Origin of the sequence: Lacimicrobium alkaliphilum, from assembly GCF_001466725.1 — a bacterium.
In the GTDB taxonomy this organism is placed as follows: domain Bacteria; phylum Pseudomonadota; class Gammaproteobacteria; order Enterobacterales; family Alteromonadaceae; genus Lacimicrobium; species Lacimicrobium alkaliphilum_B.
This window is the reverse complement of the sequence record NZ_CP013650.1, coordinates 2,845,026-2,861,084: the sequence shown is the minus strand read 5'-3', so window position 1 is coordinate 2,861,084 and position 16,059 is coordinate 2,845,026. Positions and strand designations below refer to the sequence as shown.

Sequence of the window (16,059 nt, the reverse complement as noted above, 5' to 3'; positions counted from 1 at the left end):
TATGACCATTCGCACCGCCGACCTTTTCTCTATCGCCAACAGCGGCATACGCTCCAGTAATACGTTGCTGCGTACTACCGGTCATAATATTTCTAATGTGAATACCGAAGGCTTTGTGCGGGAACGGACAAACTTTGTGTCACAACTTACCGGCGGTGTGGGGCAGGGCACTACTGAGCGCGTAATCAATCAGTTTGCGCAGAACCAGCTGCGCAGAGACACAACAAGGTTGGGGGAAGCTGAAGCGTTTTATCAGCGTATATCCCAGCTGGATAATATCCTTGCCAGTGAAGCCAATAGTATCGCAGGTAGTCTGAGCAGGTATTTTTCCTCTTTGCAGACGGCTATCGATGAGCCGGGTAATGTGGCCGCAAGGGGACTGGTACTGGGTCAGGCGGGTTCAACTCTGGAGCGAATGAGCAGCTTGTCAGATTTTATGAATCAGACCGAAAGTGAACTCAATGATGAACTTGGCAACATTACTACCGAGGCCAATGATCTGATTAAGAGTATTTCCGAACTGAACACTAAGATCAGAGAAATTCAGTCCGGAAACCGTTTCGAAGAACCCGGAGTCCTTAAAAATGAGCGGGACATGGCTATCCGGGAACTGGCGGAGATTGTTTCCATTGAAACCCGTCAGAAAGACGATGGCACAACCCTGGTCAATCTTACCGCGGGGCAATCCCTTGTGCTCGAAGCCGGGGTGTTTAACGTGTTTCAAATCAGCGGCGATCCCGATATCACCCGCAAAACCCTGCAATTACAAAGCTCAGACAGCCCGGCAAGGATAAATATTGCGGAGACTCAACTGGGTGGAAAAATGGGCGGGCTGTTTTCTTTTCGTGATGAAGTGCTGGCCCCTTCTCAGCGTGAATTAGGACAACTGGCGCTGGGGTTTGCCGATGCCATGAATGAACAGAACCGTCTGGGTATGGATTATGACGGTCAGCTTGGAGGAGATATATTCAGTTTGCCCAGTGTGCAGGCATTAAACTATGCCGACAACTCGGCGGCTAATCTGGCAATAAATGGTCGTATTCAGGCCGGGCAGGCAGAAAACTTAAGTACCTCAGATTATAAGATTACTATCGATGCGGTGACAGCGGGCCCGCCGGATACGGTGGATATTACGGTTGAATTGTTAAATGCTGATGGTACACCTTCTCTGGATACAGACGGCAACCCTATTACCCAGGCATATACTGGCCTGGAAGCGGCAAATGGCACCTGGGCGCCGATTCTGGATGGCCTGGAACTGGAATTCCCCGATGGTGCCACCTATGCAGCCGGGGATGAATTCTTATTGCAGCCAACCCGATATACTGCCGCCGAAGTGAATCTGGATATTGTGCGCGGCGAAGATCTGGCTTTTGCTTCTCCGATTAAGGCCCAGGGAGATATTGATAATCTGGGTGGTGCTCAGGTGGCGTCTACTTCGGTAACCAACACTACAGTAGATAATACCTTTGCCGACAACGGTGCATCGGCTTTCGATGGCGCGGGCGGCATACATGGCCCTGGTGCAGCGCCCGGCGGTGGTGTGGGCGCGCCGGCTGAAATTGTGTTTACGGCAGCGGATTCCTATCAGATCCTTGACAGCGCCGGTACGGTGATCACCGAAGTGACCAATGCCCCGGATCTGAAAAACCTGCTGGCGCAGGGGGAAGCCATAGGTGCTGGCCCGGCATGGCCGGCGGCCTTCTCTGCATTGGATAACTACCCCGGTTATGATGTCAGCCTGGAGGGGGTTCCCAAGGCCGGAGACAGCTTCAGCATCAGCTTTAATACCAATGGAGTGGATGATAACCGTAACGGGCTGGAACTGGCCGGATTACAGGATGTCAACACCATCAGGCGCAATGTCAGTACAGGTTTCAGCGAACAGAACGGAACCACCTTTCACGGGGCCTACGCCAATACCGTAAGTAGTGTTGGTGAGAAAACGGCGACTGCCGATATAGAGCTTAAGGCCGCCCAGGCGATGGAGCAGCAATCCAGTGACTGGTTTCAGTCCGTTTCAGGTGTGAGTCTGGACGAAGAGGCATCAAATCTGATTCGCTTCCAACAGGCTTATGCCGCATCGGCAAGAGTGTTGAGCACGGCCCAGACATTGTTTGATACTATACTTGGTGCAGTAAGATAACAGGTAGCTTTATGCGTATTTCCACCAATCAGCTTTTTGATCGCAGCATTCAGAGTATTCTCAATAATCAGGGAAATCTGTCTGATTTGCAGCAGCAACTGGCCTCGGGCAAGAAGTTACTGCGACCATCAGATGATCCCGTGGGGGCATCAAAGGTCATACGCCTGACCGAAGAGCTTGAGCAGATCAAACAGTTTCAGCGCAATAACGATGTACTGACCAGTTCTCTGGAGGAGCAGGAAGCGGTGATGCGTAATATCACCAGTTCCGTGCAGCGGGCCAGACAACTGGCGGTGCAATCCGGTAACGGAGTGATGTCCGCGGAAGATAAGGCGGCGCTGGCAGTGGAAATTGGAGCCATCAGAGATGAAGTGTTCGATCTGATGAACTCCCGTGATGCTTCAGGGGACTATATTTTTGCCGGGTACCAGTCCAAATCACCGGCCTTTATTTTTGATCCTGCTGCAGCAGGTAATAAATATCAGTTCCAGGGCGATGAGGGCACCAACGAGTTGCAGGTTTCACCGGCCGTGAGATTACAGGCTGCAGACTCAGGCAAGACAGTATTTGAAGATGTGTTTGCCCGCTTTAAATCCAGTATCACCGGGGGTACGGCTGCAGATTCTTCGCTTAAGATTACCCTGCAGAAAGATTTCGATGCTTTTCACAAGCAAAATTACGATGCGGTAACACCGGCCAATAATGAATTTGAAATTGCGGTTAATGGTGCCGGCGATCAGGTCACTGTTACTAATACCGGTACCGGCGCCAATTTGGGTACGTTTAACTTTACCTCAGGCCAGCCTTTTACCTTTAATGGTATGCAATTCACTATTGATGGTGGTCCGGGCGATACGGTCGATTTTGAACTGGATCCGCCAGAAAAGAAAAATCTGGCCCAGACACTGGATGATTTTTTTGTCGCGCTGAATGACCCGAATATTTCTCAGCAACAGTTCCAGGAAGGGCTGAATGACGCGCTGATCGGCATGGATAACGGCCTGGAGCGAGTAGGCGCAGCCACCGCCGGTGTCGGCGGGCGATTAAACGTAGCCGAATCTATCTATGAGTCGAATCTGGATCTGGAAATCGCCCACAAATCCACCCGCTCTGGTATTGAAGATGTGGACTATGCCCAGGCGGTGTCCGACCTCAGCCGCCAGGAAACGGCATTACAGGCTGCTCAGTCGACTTTCTCCAGAGTCACCGGGTTATCCCTGTTTGACTTTATTTAAGTAGGTCGGAATTTATTCCGACAAAGATTTGAATGGTTGCCATAACGGTTGGAAACTTTGCCTGCAGACCTGATGATAAATAATTTTTATCAGCTACCACAAAAACGCTGTTCTCACCGCAGAGACGCGGAGAGCGCTAAGAAGAGTAATCTTATGTAGAGGCCAATTTATTGGACTGCCTCACAATATTTGTCGAATAAATTTCAATCTTAGAGCCTGAAGGTCATTCCGGCGCGTTGTTAGCCGGAATCTTTAATACAGGGCTAAGATGCTTACCTTTAACGACTCAGCTGTCGGTAAGGGATCCTGATTTGCATCAGGATAACGAGGCAGATTCACTATTCAGTGCTCTTAATTCATCATTCTTAAATCTGGTCAGATACACCATGGTCTTATGTTCGTGCGTGGAATAATAGCTGATATACAATCCTTCCTGATTCAAAACCATCCCGGGGTAGCTGGTATCACCGGCGGAGGGTAATAGGGTTAGTAAACGCAGTTTTTTAGAGGACAGATTCAGGGCCAACAACGCTGTTTTCGGACCTCGCTCAGTCCATACTCTGCCGCTCACCAAAGCCTGGTTGTTATCCATGGCTAACATGGCCGGGCCACCAATATACACCCCCAGATCTGTCCATTGCCATCTTCGGTAAGGCGGTTTGGCCACACCCAACTGTGCCGTGCAGGTGTCGGCATCCCGCCTGAGTAAAATAACCATGTTGCCGTTATCATCGAAAAACATATCCGTTTCATTGGGATAGCCCTTGCCATTTTTCGACAAACTGAATAAATCCTGATTAATACACTCGAAAGTGCGCCGCGGATTCCCCGCGTAGAGTCTGGTTTGTTGCGCCGCTCTGTTATAGGCCACACCGTAGGCCGTTCCCTGGTGCCAGCTAAGCCGCCAAAGCCACCAGTTTTTATCTGCCAGTGGTTTGGCGGACGACCAGCTCTGTCCATCGCAGGAAAACCAGCTCAGTGGCTGAGAATATCGCCCTTTGGGGCCTTTAAAGCGGCCATAGGCGAGCAGTAACAGCTTATTATCCGGTGTGATGCTGAGTTTGGGATCTCTGAGGTCGGTATCGGGGATACGGATACGATTCTTAGCCGTGACTTCTCCCTGGCCGTTAAGCTGCACAATACCAATCTGACCATCAGCACTGACATGATCTGTAGCCTCTCTGAAACAGCAATAGAGCTGCTGATTAAACTCACAGAGATCCGTAAAGGCACTGTGAGCCGCCGATGCGGCGATACATTTTTGCCACTCTGCCAACATTTTTTTCAAACTCATTTTGCGTGATTAAACCATTGAATCTCAAAAGTTTAGAGAATGCAAAGCGGCAAAGGCTTGCCGCTTTTTTGTGCCGTGCGGCAATTTTTGCTAAAGGACTTATCCGCTACGTCGATAAACTTAATCGAGAGAGCCAGTAACATTAACTTTTTTTAAAAAGTTATTGTTTCTAAAGTGTTTTTAAACCTTCGGTGAAAGCCGGATGCCAGCAGATCGCTGGACTGAGAGTGTAGGAGAGACTTATGTCTTTATATGTAAATACCAACGTTTCGTCACTTAATGCGCAACGTCAGTTGTTCAATTCTTCGAACGCGCTATCGACTTCGTTCGAAAGACTGTCTTCCGGCTTCCGCATTAACCGTGCTGCCGATGATGCTGCAGGCTTGCAGATCACTGACCGCATGACTTCACAAATACAGGGTCTGAATCAGGCCGTACGTAATGCTAATGATGCTATATCACTGACGCAGACTGCTGAAGGTGCGATGGGAGAGATCACTAACTCTTTACAACGTATCCGTCAGTTAGCTGTACAGTCACAAAACGGTATCAACAGCTCGACTGACCGTGCAGCACTGCAAAAAGAAGTTTCGGCTCTTAAAGCAGAAATCAGCCGGATTGGACAGACTACTCAGTTTGCTGGTGTGGACTTGCTGAAAGGAGACTATTCGGCCTCTTTCCTGGTTGGCGCTAACGGTGGTCAGAACATCGATGTGACCCTGAAAAATACAGGCGGCTATGGAGCGTCGGGCTTAAGTCTGGCTGATACCACAGTGGCTACGGCAGCGGAAGCATCAGCAGCGCTTACAGCCATTGATAACGCCATTTCCACCATTGGTGGTGCCCGTGCCGATTTGGGTGCACTGCAAAACCGTTTCCAGTCTACTATCCGTAACCTGAGCAATATTGTCGAGAACGTATCGGGTGCCCGGTCACGTATTCGCGATACGGATTTTGCCACTGAAACGGCCGAACTGACCCGTAATCAGATCATCCAGCAGGCCAGTACCACAGTGCTGAGCCAGGCAAACCAGCGTCCACAGGCGGCACTGCAGTTACTGGGATAATCTGAGAATCCGTTTGGGAACTGACGCCAGGAGGTGGTAGAGGTTTGAGAAACCAGACGGCAGGAGTTTCGCTCACTCTCTCCTAACGAAGAGCGATTGACCGGGGGCAACCCCGGTCATTTTTACACAAAACCAGAATTTTATAACCCGAGTAAGATATTGAATCTTCTTGGGTTTTCGTGTTTGCTTAAAATTTCTCTAAAGCTTTCTCAGATTTTGTTCGATAACTGTTTCAAAGGCAGCGAGTAATAAAAAAATCAATAAACTCATGCCAGGCAGAGCCCGCTAATAATAACAATATGGGCCTGTTACCGTCAGACAAACCTATAAAAATAACAAGTTTGGCGTCATATTTGTTTAAGTTAGGAGAAAATCATGAGTTTATACGTCAGCACAAATGTGTCTTCGTTAAACGCGACACGTCAATTATTTACCTCGAATAACCAGTTAAGTACGTCTTTCGAGCGTCTGTCTTCTGGCTTCAGAATCAATGGCGCCAAAGACGACGCTGCAGGGTTACAAATATCAGATCGTATGACGGCTCAAATCCAGGGTCTGAATATGGCTGTGCGCAATGCCAATGATGGGATTTCTCTGGCACAGACCGCAGAAGGAGCGATGCAGGAGATTACCAATGCCCTGCAACGTATCCGGGTACTGGCTGTGCAGTCGCAAAACGGTATTAACAGCTCTGCTGATCGTCTGGCACTGCAAAAAGAGGTCTCTGCGCTGAAATCCGAAATGAGCCGTATCGCCTCTACCTCACAGTTTGGTGGGGTGAACATTCTTGATGGTAAGTACTCTGCGGTCTTTTTGGTAGGTGCAAACGCCGGTCAGACTATTAGTGTGAATATCTCCCGCCAGGGAGGTTTCGGAGCATCAGGGCTGTTTAACGGTGTTGATGTGTCTGTAGCGACTGCACAAAACGCTTCTGCGGCAATGACATTGGTGGATACAGCAATTTCCATCATTGGCGGTGCCAGGGCCGATCTCGGTGCGATTCAAAACCGTTTTCAGTCCACCATCCGTAACCTCAGTAATATATCGGAAAACGTCTCAGCGGCAAGATCGCGCATCAAGGACACAGACTTTGCCGTGGAAACGGCAGAGCTGACCCGCTGGCAGATTATCCAGCAAGCCAGTGTTACTGTTTTGGGACAGGCTAATCAGCGTCCACAGGCGGCATTATCACTGTTACAGGGTAAGTAATAATGTTCAACAGTGATATTGCAATGCGGGGGCAAGCTGCAATAACTGAAGACAGATAGGCTTTTTGGTCTGAACAGGCTAAAACGATAAGAAAAAGGCCGGTATGCAAATTGTGGGGCAAGCTGCAACCGACCTGAAGACAGAGAAACTTTACCAGATTACAGCCATAAAAAATAACATGCCGACTCACAGTTAAAGGCAGGGCCTTTGTTGTAAGCGGCCGACTGACAGGAATGACGCCAGGAGGTAGTAGAGGTTTGAGGTTTGGCCATCAAACCCGTCAGTGCGACCAGAGCTTTCGCTCACTTTTTTGCATTTATCTTTACAGGCTAGGTAACCGGTAAAGCGCCCATCAGAAAACTGACAGGCAAACAAAGCAAAGCACTTAATGTGCCAACATTTAATTTAACGTTACCCGAAAAGGTGATGACGCCATAAAAATAATAATGTCATCATTGGGTTAGGAGAGAATCATGAGCTTGTTTGTCAATACTAATGTGTCATCGTTAAATGCCACAAGACAGTTATTTACTTCAAATACCAACCTGAGTACCGCTTTTGAGCGACTTTCTTCTGGATTTCGGATCAATGGTGCCAGCGATGATGCAGCGGGTCTGCAGATATCTGATCGTATGACCTCGCAGATCCAGGGCCTGAATATGGCTGTGCGCAATGCAAACGACGGTATTTCCCTGGCGCAGACCGCCGAAGGCGCGATGCAGGAAATAACGACCGCATTACAGCGCATCCGGGTGCTGGCGGTACAATCACAAAACGGCATTAACAGCTCTGCGGACAGGCTGGCGCTGCAAAAAGAAGTCTCAGCATTGAAACTGGAGATGAGCCGTATTGCATCTACTTCTCAGTTTGGCGGAGTAAATATATTGGACGGCACCTATTCAGCTACTTTTCTGGTGGGAGCTAATGCGGGCCAGACCATCAGTGTGAATATTTCCCGCCTGGGAGGCTTTGGCTCGTCGGGTCTGTTCAACGGTGCTGATTTATCGGTAGCCACGGCAGCCAATGCGTCAGCCGCTATGGCAGCGGTGGATACGGCCATTTCCATTATTGGTGGGGCCAGAGCGGACCTGGGTGCGATTCAGAACAGGTTCCAGTCTACCATTCGTAACCTGAGCAATATTTCAGAGAATGTCTCGGCGGCAAGATCCCGCATTCGGGATACAGACTTTGCCGTGGAAACGGCAGAACTGACCCGCTGGCAGATCATCCAGCAGGCCAGCGTAACCGTGCTGGGCCAGGCGAATCAGAGACCGCAGGCAGCGCTGCAGTTGCTTGGAGGTTAATAATAAGCGGTAAATTGCTGCTTAAACAGTCAGTAAATCAGAGAGGGTGGAAGTGAGAGGCCGCCTGCCATGTTGACACCATGGCATCAGGGAAATACTGCACTCGGCAAGGTTGAGTGTGGTATAAGCCACCCGGAAATGTTCCGGGTGGCTAAGGGATAAAACGCCGACCGGCAGGACTGAGAGTGTAGAAGTGGTTGAGAGGCCAGTTTCATTCTCAAAACCTGCAAGCCGGACAGAAACCTTATTTGCTCGTTCTCCTAACGTGAGCAAGTTGGCCGGGTCATTTGACCCGGCCTTTTTATATTGATAGCACTGCCCATGTCAATATGGCAAATAAAAAGCAAAGGGCGTGCCAAAAAACCATCATTGCCAGAACCTTCTCAAAGTTACATCAGATAAGTTATCCGTCCTCAGCTATCAGTGGTCAATAATCGTACTAAATCCTCATGAAAAGACGCTTCACCGCAAAGACGCGGAGGCCGCAGAGATTTGGTCTTTAAACCTCTTTTAATCCTCTGTGTCCTGGCGCCTCTTCGAATGAGAGTTGTTTGTGGTAATACCTCTGTGACGAAAAACTATCTGTTTAAGTCTCTGGCGTGCTCCTGACAGGCTTAGGCATTGCCTTGTGGAAGGGAATAAAAAGCATAATAAACAACGCCTTAAATATTTTTTTAGAAATATATTAAAAAAAACCTAAAGAGACTTAATCTGTGGTCGATACCGTTAGTCGAGGGGTAATTTAAGTTTTGGATTTTGGCTTGTAGCCGGATTCCAATTATGAGGCAACTCAGTAATGAGTTGAAATGAGGCAAGCCGACGTTGATATGAGGGTATCAGGGAAGGCTTTCAGGAGGTAACTCTTATGAGTTTATATGTAAACACTAACGTATCGTCGCTGAATGCTCAGCGTCAGTTGTTTAATTCCGGAAATGCACTGTCTACATCCTTTGAAAGGCTGTCTTCAGGTTTCCGTATTAACCGTGCGGCCGATGATGCAGCAGGCCTGCAGATTACTGACCGCATGACATCGCAAATCCAGGGTCTGAACCAGGCCGTAAGAAATGCCAATGATGCGATTTCATTGACTCAAACCGCTGAAGGGGCGCTTGGCGAGATCACGACATCTCTGCAACGTATCCGTCAACTGGCAGTGCAGTCACAGAATGGCATCAACTCATCTGCTGACCGTGCGGCACTGCAGAAAGAGGTATCCGCACTGAAGTCCGAAATCAGCCGTATCGGCGCTAACACTCAGTTTGCTGGTGTGGACTTGCTCAAAGGAGACTATTCAGCTTCTTTTCTGGTGGGAGCTAACGGCGGTCAGAACATTGATGTGACGTTGAAGAATACTGGTGGCTACGGAGCGTCCGGGCTAAGTATTGCTGATACTACTGTGGCCACGGCAACAGAAGCTTCCGCGGCACTGACAGCAATCGATAACGCCATCTCCACCATTGGTGGTGCGAGGGCTGATCTGGGTGCGTTGCAAAACCGCTTCCAGTCAACTATCCGTAACCTGAGTAATATCGTTGAGAACGTCTCCGGTGCCCGTTCACGTATCCGTGACACGGACTTTGCGACGGAGACGGCTGAACTGACCCGTAATCAGATCGTGCAACAGGCATCTTTGTCTGTGCTGAGCCAGGCCAATCAGCGCCCTCAGTCCGCACTGACTCTGTTGGGATAAACCAGCCAGGGCCACTATAATGTTGTGGTGGCCCGCGCTTTTCCTTATCAGGAGGTGAAAAATGGACGTTGATTTTTCACAAAGTATTCAGAGTTCGCGCAGGGTATTCCCTGAACGCACTGAGGAACAAAAATTGCAGTCTGTGACTCAGTCGGCGGAAGAGAATGCTGATAAATCTGAAGAGCCCACCAAGGTTCAGGATATTAAAGCTCAGCAACAAAGTGCCGATAAAGAGAACAGTGATACAGGAATCGAGGATGCGATTGAAGAGATTCGGGAATTTGCGAATCTCCAGAACCGCCAGCTTGATTTCAGTGTTGATGAAGACAGTCAGCGCCGTGTTATCAGGGTGTTGGATGCAGAAACCGGCGATGTGATTCGTCAGATTCCATCTGATGAAGTGCTGAAACTTGCAGAGAGAATCAAGGAGCTACAGACTGAGGTCGGTGCTGCAGTGGGGGTATTTTTTAACAAAGCCGTGTAATTCACAAGGCTTTATAGAGGTATAAAATGGCAATTCAATCACTAGGGGTCGGTTCTGGATTAGCGCTTGACGATTTGGTCAGGCAGTTAATTGAAGCCGAACGTAAACCCAAACAGGACAGGTTGGATAAACGCGAAGAGTCACTCGACGCGGTCATTTCAGGTATTGGTCAGCTCAAATCCAAAATGGATGCCTTTAAAGACTCCGTTGATGCGCTCCGCCGTGATAGTCAGCTTCAAAGTCGCTCCGCGGTGGCAACGCACCCTGGCATAACCAGTGAAGAGGGGGCAGGCCCATTTACGGCCGAGGCCTCCAATAGTGCTGTTACCGGCTCTTACAAAATTGCTATAACACAACTGGCTGAAGGTAGTCGTATTGAAACTGCAGACGCGGTCGATGGCGGCTTTTCCAGCAAGACGGACTCTGTGAGCGGTACTGCGGGCTCGCTGACTTTTAAAGTTGGCTCTGAGAGCTTCGATGTGAATGTGACCGCAGGCATGACCATGGAGCAATTACGTAACAAGATTAATGCCAATGCGGATAACTTTGGTGTAACGGCCAGTATTATCAGTACAGGCACTGTTGACGGCGGTGCTAAACTGGTATTCAGTTCAGACAAAACAGGTGCCGGCAATGATCTGCAAATTGTTAACAATGACAATATTGCTGATCTTAATCGTGTATCAACCACTGATTCTACAGAGACTGCCACTTATCTGACTCCGGTTAAAAATGCTACCAATGCTCAGGCAACCATTGACGGTATTCTGGTAGAAAGTGAAACCAACAGGTTTGAAAATGTGATTGATAATGTGGCTTTTACGGCCACAGAGTTGTCCACAAAAGATGCAGTGGGTGACTTCCAGGAGTCAACGTTAAATATAGGCTTTGACAAAGAAGGAACGGAAAAGAAAATTCGCGATTTTGTGGATGATTATAATTCCCTGATTTCTGAGATTGGTACACTGACAAAATACGGTCAATCGGAGCTGGAAGATGATGGTGCATTGGCAGGCGACTTTATGGCCAGAGGCATATCATCCGGGTTAGCAAATATAGCTTCTGGTACGGTCAGTACCTCAGAGCTGGGTAGTTTGTTCCAGATTGGTATTGCCTTCGACGAAGATGGTAAGCTGGAAATTTCTGACTTTGATGAGTTTGGTTTTGGCAGTGGTGAAGATCGTCTGAACAAGGCACTTGACGAGAACTTTGATCAGATTGCCAACCTCTTTACTGATGATAATGAGGGTATTGCTACCCGCATGTATGATTATCTGCGGGAATACACAACTTTTGATGGCTTGTTGCGCACCCGGGAGCAGTCAGTAAAAGATGAAAAAGATCAATTAGGTAAAGAACGAGAACGTTTCGAGTTACAAATGCTTAATTTTGAAGATATTCAGCGCAAGAAATATCTGGCCCTGGATCAGACCGTTTCTCAGCTTAATCGTACAGGCAGTGCATTAATGGCAGCGTTGAGCTCCACCGGATTTTAAGGAGTAGTTATGTCTCTTAAAGGTATTAACGCTTACAAAAAGGGTAACCTGAAGCAGGATATTACTCATGCTGACCCGCACAAGCTTACTCTGATGTTGATGCAGGGGGCGCTGGATCGCATGGCTTTTGCCAAGGGTTGTATTGAGCGCAAGGAGTATGAGGCAAAATCTGAACACCTGTCTCGTGCCAGTTCCATTATAATGAACCTGCGTGATAGCCTGGATATGTCGCTTAAAACAGAGGTAGGCGACAACCTGTATGCTCTGTATGACTACATGCTGGAACGATTAGTGGATGCTAACGTTCAGAATAGCTTGAAGATTATGGATGAAATCATTAGTCTGATGTTACCCATAAAGTCAGCCTGGGCGGAGATTCCTGAACAAGCCAAACAGGAAGCCTATGAAGCCAGGCGACAAAAACAACAAGCGGTCGTGTGAAAAAACTGACACTTCATCATTCCCTGACCTTTCCAGAGCTTGATGCCAACAATGAAGCCCTTTATGGGCTTCTTTGCGATCAGGAGCCTAACTCAGAGCAGCTTCAGGCGCTTGTGGTTGAAAGAGATCAACTAATACTCTCCCACCTTGATACGCTCAGCGAGCCGGAGAAAAAAGCCTTCGCAGAAGCAGAGTTGGCATGCAATAAGCAGCTTCTGGAGTTAATTCAACCCATGTTTGATGAGACGGAAGCCTCGCTGACCAGTTTTCTGCGTAGCAGAAAAGCGATTCGCAATTATCAGAAGTAACTATGCTAAAAAATATTCGCCTCCATTTGCAGCAAGACGAAGAACAACAGAAGCAACAGGAAGAGCAGTTGGCGGCGCATATCGCCCGCATCAGCCATCAGAATATTAACGCCTTTCAACGCCATATTCCCTCGCTGTTAACTTATATCAAACAACAAAGCCAGAATATCTCGGTATTTTGTAATAAATACGGCGATTACAATCTGGTGGATTATGGCACCGGCAGAACATTTACGGACTGCATCCTCAGCAGGAAATCCAGGCGCATCTGCAAAGCTTTACCGAACAGGCTCCCTATATCTCCTTCGATCCGGATTCAACTCAGATGGCAGAGCCTCCGGATATTGCTGAGATCAATCAACTGACGGAACTGCCAGAGTACCTACGATACCAAAGTGCGTCGTTGTTACCTGAATCACCTGAGCTGGTGGTGGTATTCGGTATGGGCCTTGGCTTTCATATTCAGGAGCTTATAGAGAAGTACCAGATCTCTCATTTGCTGATTTATGAGCCAGAGCCGCAGTATTTTAAAGCCTCCACCATGCTGATTGACTGGCAGCATATTTTGCAACTGGCAAAAGACAAAGGTACGGCGCTGTATCTGCAGATTGAAAAAGATGGCCGGGATTTTACTAATAACATTCTGGAGTTGCGAGAGAATGTTGAGGTGAGTGGTGCATATTTGTATCAGCATTATAACCACCCTGTTTTCGATGCGCTTTATAAACAGTTGACGACTCAGCCATGGAATAAGTTGGTTGAAAAGGGTTTAAGCTTTCGTTTTACACAAGGGGCCGATGAATACTTACCGGGCTGGACGGCGGCATCCAAACCACAAACCTGGGAAGATGTGGATACTGCATCCTCGCGATTTCAGCAGAACATCACAGCATTTAAAAAGTATTTTCCTGATGTGTACGACACCTTTAAGGCTTATCAGCCTAAACGTTGGTTGCCGGTGCAACAGCACAATGGAGAGGTGAATGTCGTTGATAAAAGCCGATTGGTGCCTTGGTATGGTGACAGTCCGGTTACCGAGAGCGAGATAAACCTTAAAGGGTTTTCTGAGCATCCCCACAAAGATGGATTGGTGCTGGGGTACAACGGAACCAAGTTAAAACATTATCTGCATTATCAGTTTGTAGAAAAAACCGAAGCCATTCTGGAGCAGCTTGAAGAAGAGCAGGGCAGTCTGCCGGACACCATCAAATCCATGATCTTATTCGGTATGGGCTGTGGTTATCAGCTTGAGCGGCTGTTTGAACAACATCAGGTTGAAAAGCTGTTTATCTGTGAGCCTAATCGGGACTTTTTCTACGCTTCGCTGTTTGCCATCGACTGGGCATTGATACTGAAAACTGTCGATGAATCCGATGGCCGCCTGTATCTGAATATCGGTGATGACGGTACTAATCTGTTTCGTGATTTATTGAATCAGTTTTACGCCATCGGCCCTTATATGCTCAACAGCACCTATTTTTATCAGGGCTATTACAATGGCGCCCTCAATCAGGCCATTGCCCAGTTAAGAGAGCAGTTGCAGGTGGTGATCTCCATGGGTGAGTACTTCGACCATGCTTACTATGGTATCGCTCACACTAAGGAGGCACTGCGTCGGGAATACCCCTTTATGAAAAAGCATGCGGCAAAACACATTGCTGCTGAGCATCAGGAAGTGCCGGTATTTCTGGTGGGGAACGGGCCGTCACTGGATTTTTCTATTGATGCCATCAAAGAGTGGCAGAATAAGGCCATTATTGTCTCCTGCGGTACCTCATTGCAGGTGCTGCACCGCAACGGCATCGTGCCGGATTTTCATGCCGAGATTGAACAGAATCGTTCTACCTTTGACTGGGCAAGCAGAGTCGGTGATTTTGATTACTTAAAGAAAATCTCTCTAATCTCCTGTAACGGCATTCATCCGGATACCTGCGATCTTTACAAAGACGTTTTTCTGGCCTTTAAAGAGGGCGAGTCCTCAACGGTTTCTACCTTGCAGGTGCTGGGGGAAGAGCACTATCAAATCCTTAAATTTGCCTTTCCAACTGTGACCAATTTTGCGATGAACTTTTTTGCTGGATTGGGCATGAAACAGGTATATCTTCTGGGTGTCGATTTAGGTTTTGCTGAGAAACATCATCATCACTCAAAACAGTCTGGTTATTATAAAGAGGACGGAGAAGAGCTCTACGATTATTCGGAGAAAAATAATACCGCCATCGTCGTACCGGGCAATTTTCGTAAGACCGTCTATACAAAACACGAGTTTAAAGTCGCTAAGATGCTGCTGGAGCAGTCATTAGCTGCCGGTAAGATGGATTGCTATAACTGCGCTGACGGGGCGCAGATAAGAGGTGCAACGGCTTTACGGGTTGACGATATTCTGGTGGCCAGCAATAAAGACGATAAGTCCCGTTGTTTAAGCCTGTTGAAGGAAAACGGCTTTGTCAGTGAACAGTCCAAAGAATTTGAACAACGATACGCCGCTAAATTCTCTTACGATGTTCTGCAAAGAGAGCTTGAGGTCTTTTGCAACAATGCAGAAAGGGAGGTTAAGACCCTGACGGAAGCAGAAGAATTCATCGAGTCACAGAAAAAACTGCTGTTTCTTTCCTATCAGCAGGGGAGCTCCCTGTTATTTTATCTTCTGTATGGTACTACCAATTATGCCAATTCTGTTTTGAGTAAGATTTTGTACTCATCTGCAAATGAAGAGAAAGTAGTGCAACAGTTTAATGTTGTCCTTGAGCACTGGAAAGGTGCATTAAAAGACGTATTAAAACAGAGTGAATTGCCTGATCTGGCGTACGATACGACCACAACTTTTCCAAACCAACGTTACCCTTACTGGATTAGAAAGCAAACCCATGGCGCCGAGGTGACCCTGATAACAAACTCAGAAAAGTTTGTTGAGGCCTGTAACTACGTGAATGAGCAGCAAGAATTAGGAGTTTCCCTCGTATTCAACACACCCGAGAATGCTTCCCATAACCCCGTCGATAGCCGATATGTGGTGGTCAAACAAAACAGCTGTCTGGGAGACAATGTCTTTAGCTGGCTGAAGGAAAATGCGATACAGGTTTCGGCAAACAGCCATCTTGTTGTTTACGTGAACAATAAGAAGGAACTGAGGGAAGTTTCGCAACTGAAGGTTCCTGTTACTGTTATTTATGTGCCCGGGGATTTGGCGGAGTCTGAGCATTATCCGCAAAGCCATGACCTTAAGCGATTTAATATCCTTGTGCGATACTTTAATCAGTTACAGCGATTTCGCTTGATCTTGCCAGTAATAAAGATCTCGGAAAAGGCTGATGACTGGGTTCCTGAGGATGTGCTCAATACCAGTCGATGGCATTGTTACTTATTCAAAGATACCTTGGGGTAA

The 16,059-nt window shown here is 47.8% G+C and carries 12 protein-coding genes and 1 pseudogene; 12 read left to right on the top strand and 1 reads right to left on the bottom strand.

Annotated features, from left to right (window positions below; all coding sequences use genetic code 11):
- Nucleotide 1: 1 nt before the first annotated feature.
- Nucleotides 2–2,146 carry a FlgK family flagellar hook-associated protein gene (locus tag AT746_RS13005; RefSeq protein ID WP_062480971.1) on the top strand — a complete coding sequence of 715 codons (2,145 nt, stop codon included), beginning with the start codon at nucleotides 2–4 and terminating at the stop codon, nucleotides 2,144–2,146.
- Between the two features lie 11 nt (nucleotides 2,147–2,157).
- Nucleotides 2,158–3,381 (top strand): flagellar hook-associated protein FlgL, encoded by a 1,224-nt coding sequence (flgL, locus tag AT746_RS13000; protein WP_062480969.1) that lies wholly within the window; start codon nucleotides 2,158–2,160, stop codon nucleotides 3,379–3,381.
- A gap of 316 nt (nucleotides 3,382–3,697) precedes the next feature.
- Here the strand turns inward: flgL and AT746_RS12995 are convergent, their stop codons facing one another.
- The gene (locus AT746_RS12995) at nucleotides 3,698–4,675 is read right to left on the bottom strand and encodes a hypothetical protein (RefSeq protein ID WP_231730934.1); all 978 of its coding nucleotides are present in this window, start codon (nucleotides 4,673–4,675) and stop codon (nucleotides 3,698–3,700) included.
- A gap of 242 nt (nucleotides 4,676–4,917) precedes the next feature.
- Here AT746_RS12995 and AT746_RS12990 point away from each other — a divergent pair.
- From AT746_RS12990 to AT746_RS12945, 10 genes and pseudogenes are all read left to right on the top strand, one after another.
- Nucleotides 4,918–5,676, top strand: a pseudogene (locus AT746_RS12990) (flagellin); the annotation flags it as partial.
- Between the two features lie 441 nt (nucleotides 5,677–6,117).
- Nucleotides 6,118–6,951, top strand: a complete 834-nt coding sequence (locus tag AT746_RS12985) for a flagellin (RefSeq protein ID WP_062480965.1) — start codon at nucleotides 6,118–6,120, stop codon at nucleotides 6,949–6,951.
- Between the two features lie 473 nt (nucleotides 6,952–7,424).
- Nucleotides 7,425–8,255 carry a flagellin gene (locus AT746_RS12980; protein ID WP_062480962.1) on the top strand — a complete coding sequence of 277 codons (831 nt, stop codon included), beginning with the start codon at nucleotides 7,425–7,427 and terminating at the stop codon, nucleotides 8,253–8,255.
- Nucleotides 8,256–9,120: 865 nt separating this feature from the next.
- Nucleotides 9,121–9,945 carry a flagellin gene (locus tag AT746_RS12975; RefSeq protein ID WP_062480960.1) on the top strand — a complete coding sequence of 275 codons (825 nt, stop codon included), beginning with the start codon at nucleotides 9,121–9,123 and terminating at the stop codon, nucleotides 9,943–9,945.
- A 61-nt stretch (nucleotides 9,946–10,006) separates the two neighbouring features.
- Complete coding sequence (locus AT746_RS12970) at nucleotides 10,007–10,429, top strand: flagellar protein FlaG (protein WP_062480958.1); 423 nt, start codon at nucleotides 10,007–10,009, stop codon at nucleotides 10,427–10,429.
- Nucleotides 10,430–10,455: 26 nt separating this feature from the next.
- Entirely contained in the window at nucleotides 10,456–11,925 is a 1,470-nt protein-coding gene (gene fliD / locus AT746_RS12965) for a flagellar filament capping protein FliD (protein ID WP_062480956.1), read from the top strand.
- A gap of 9 nt (nucleotides 11,926–11,934) precedes the next feature.
- Nucleotides 11,935–12,366 carry a flagellar export chaperone FliS gene (fliS, locus tag AT746_RS12960; protein WP_062480954.1) on the top strand — a complete coding sequence of 144 codons (432 nt, stop codon included), beginning with the start codon at nucleotides 11,935–11,937 and terminating at the stop codon, nucleotides 12,364–12,366.
- Nucleotides 12,363–12,674, top strand: coding sequence for a flagellar protein FliT (locus AT746_RS12955; protein ID WP_062480952.1), 312 nt, complete (start codon nucleotides 12,363–12,365; stop codon nucleotides 12,672–12,674). Before fliS ends, AT746_RS12955 begins: the two co-directional genes overlap by 4 nt.
- Before the next feature lie 2 nt (nucleotides 12,675–12,676).
- Complete coding sequence (locus AT746_RS12950; protein ID WP_062480949.1) at nucleotides 12,677–13,039, top strand: hypothetical protein; 363 nt, start codon at nucleotides 12,677–12,679, stop codon at nucleotides 13,037–13,039.
- Nucleotides 12,931–16,059 carry a 6-hydroxymethylpterin diphosphokinase MptE-like protein gene (locus AT746_RS12945; protein ID WP_335338219.1) on the top strand — a complete coding sequence of 1,043 codons (3,129 nt, stop codon included), beginning with the start codon at nucleotides 12,931–12,933 and terminating at the stop codon, nucleotides 16,057–16,059. The genes AT746_RS12950 and AT746_RS12945 overlap by 109 nt, the downstream gene beginning before the upstream one ends.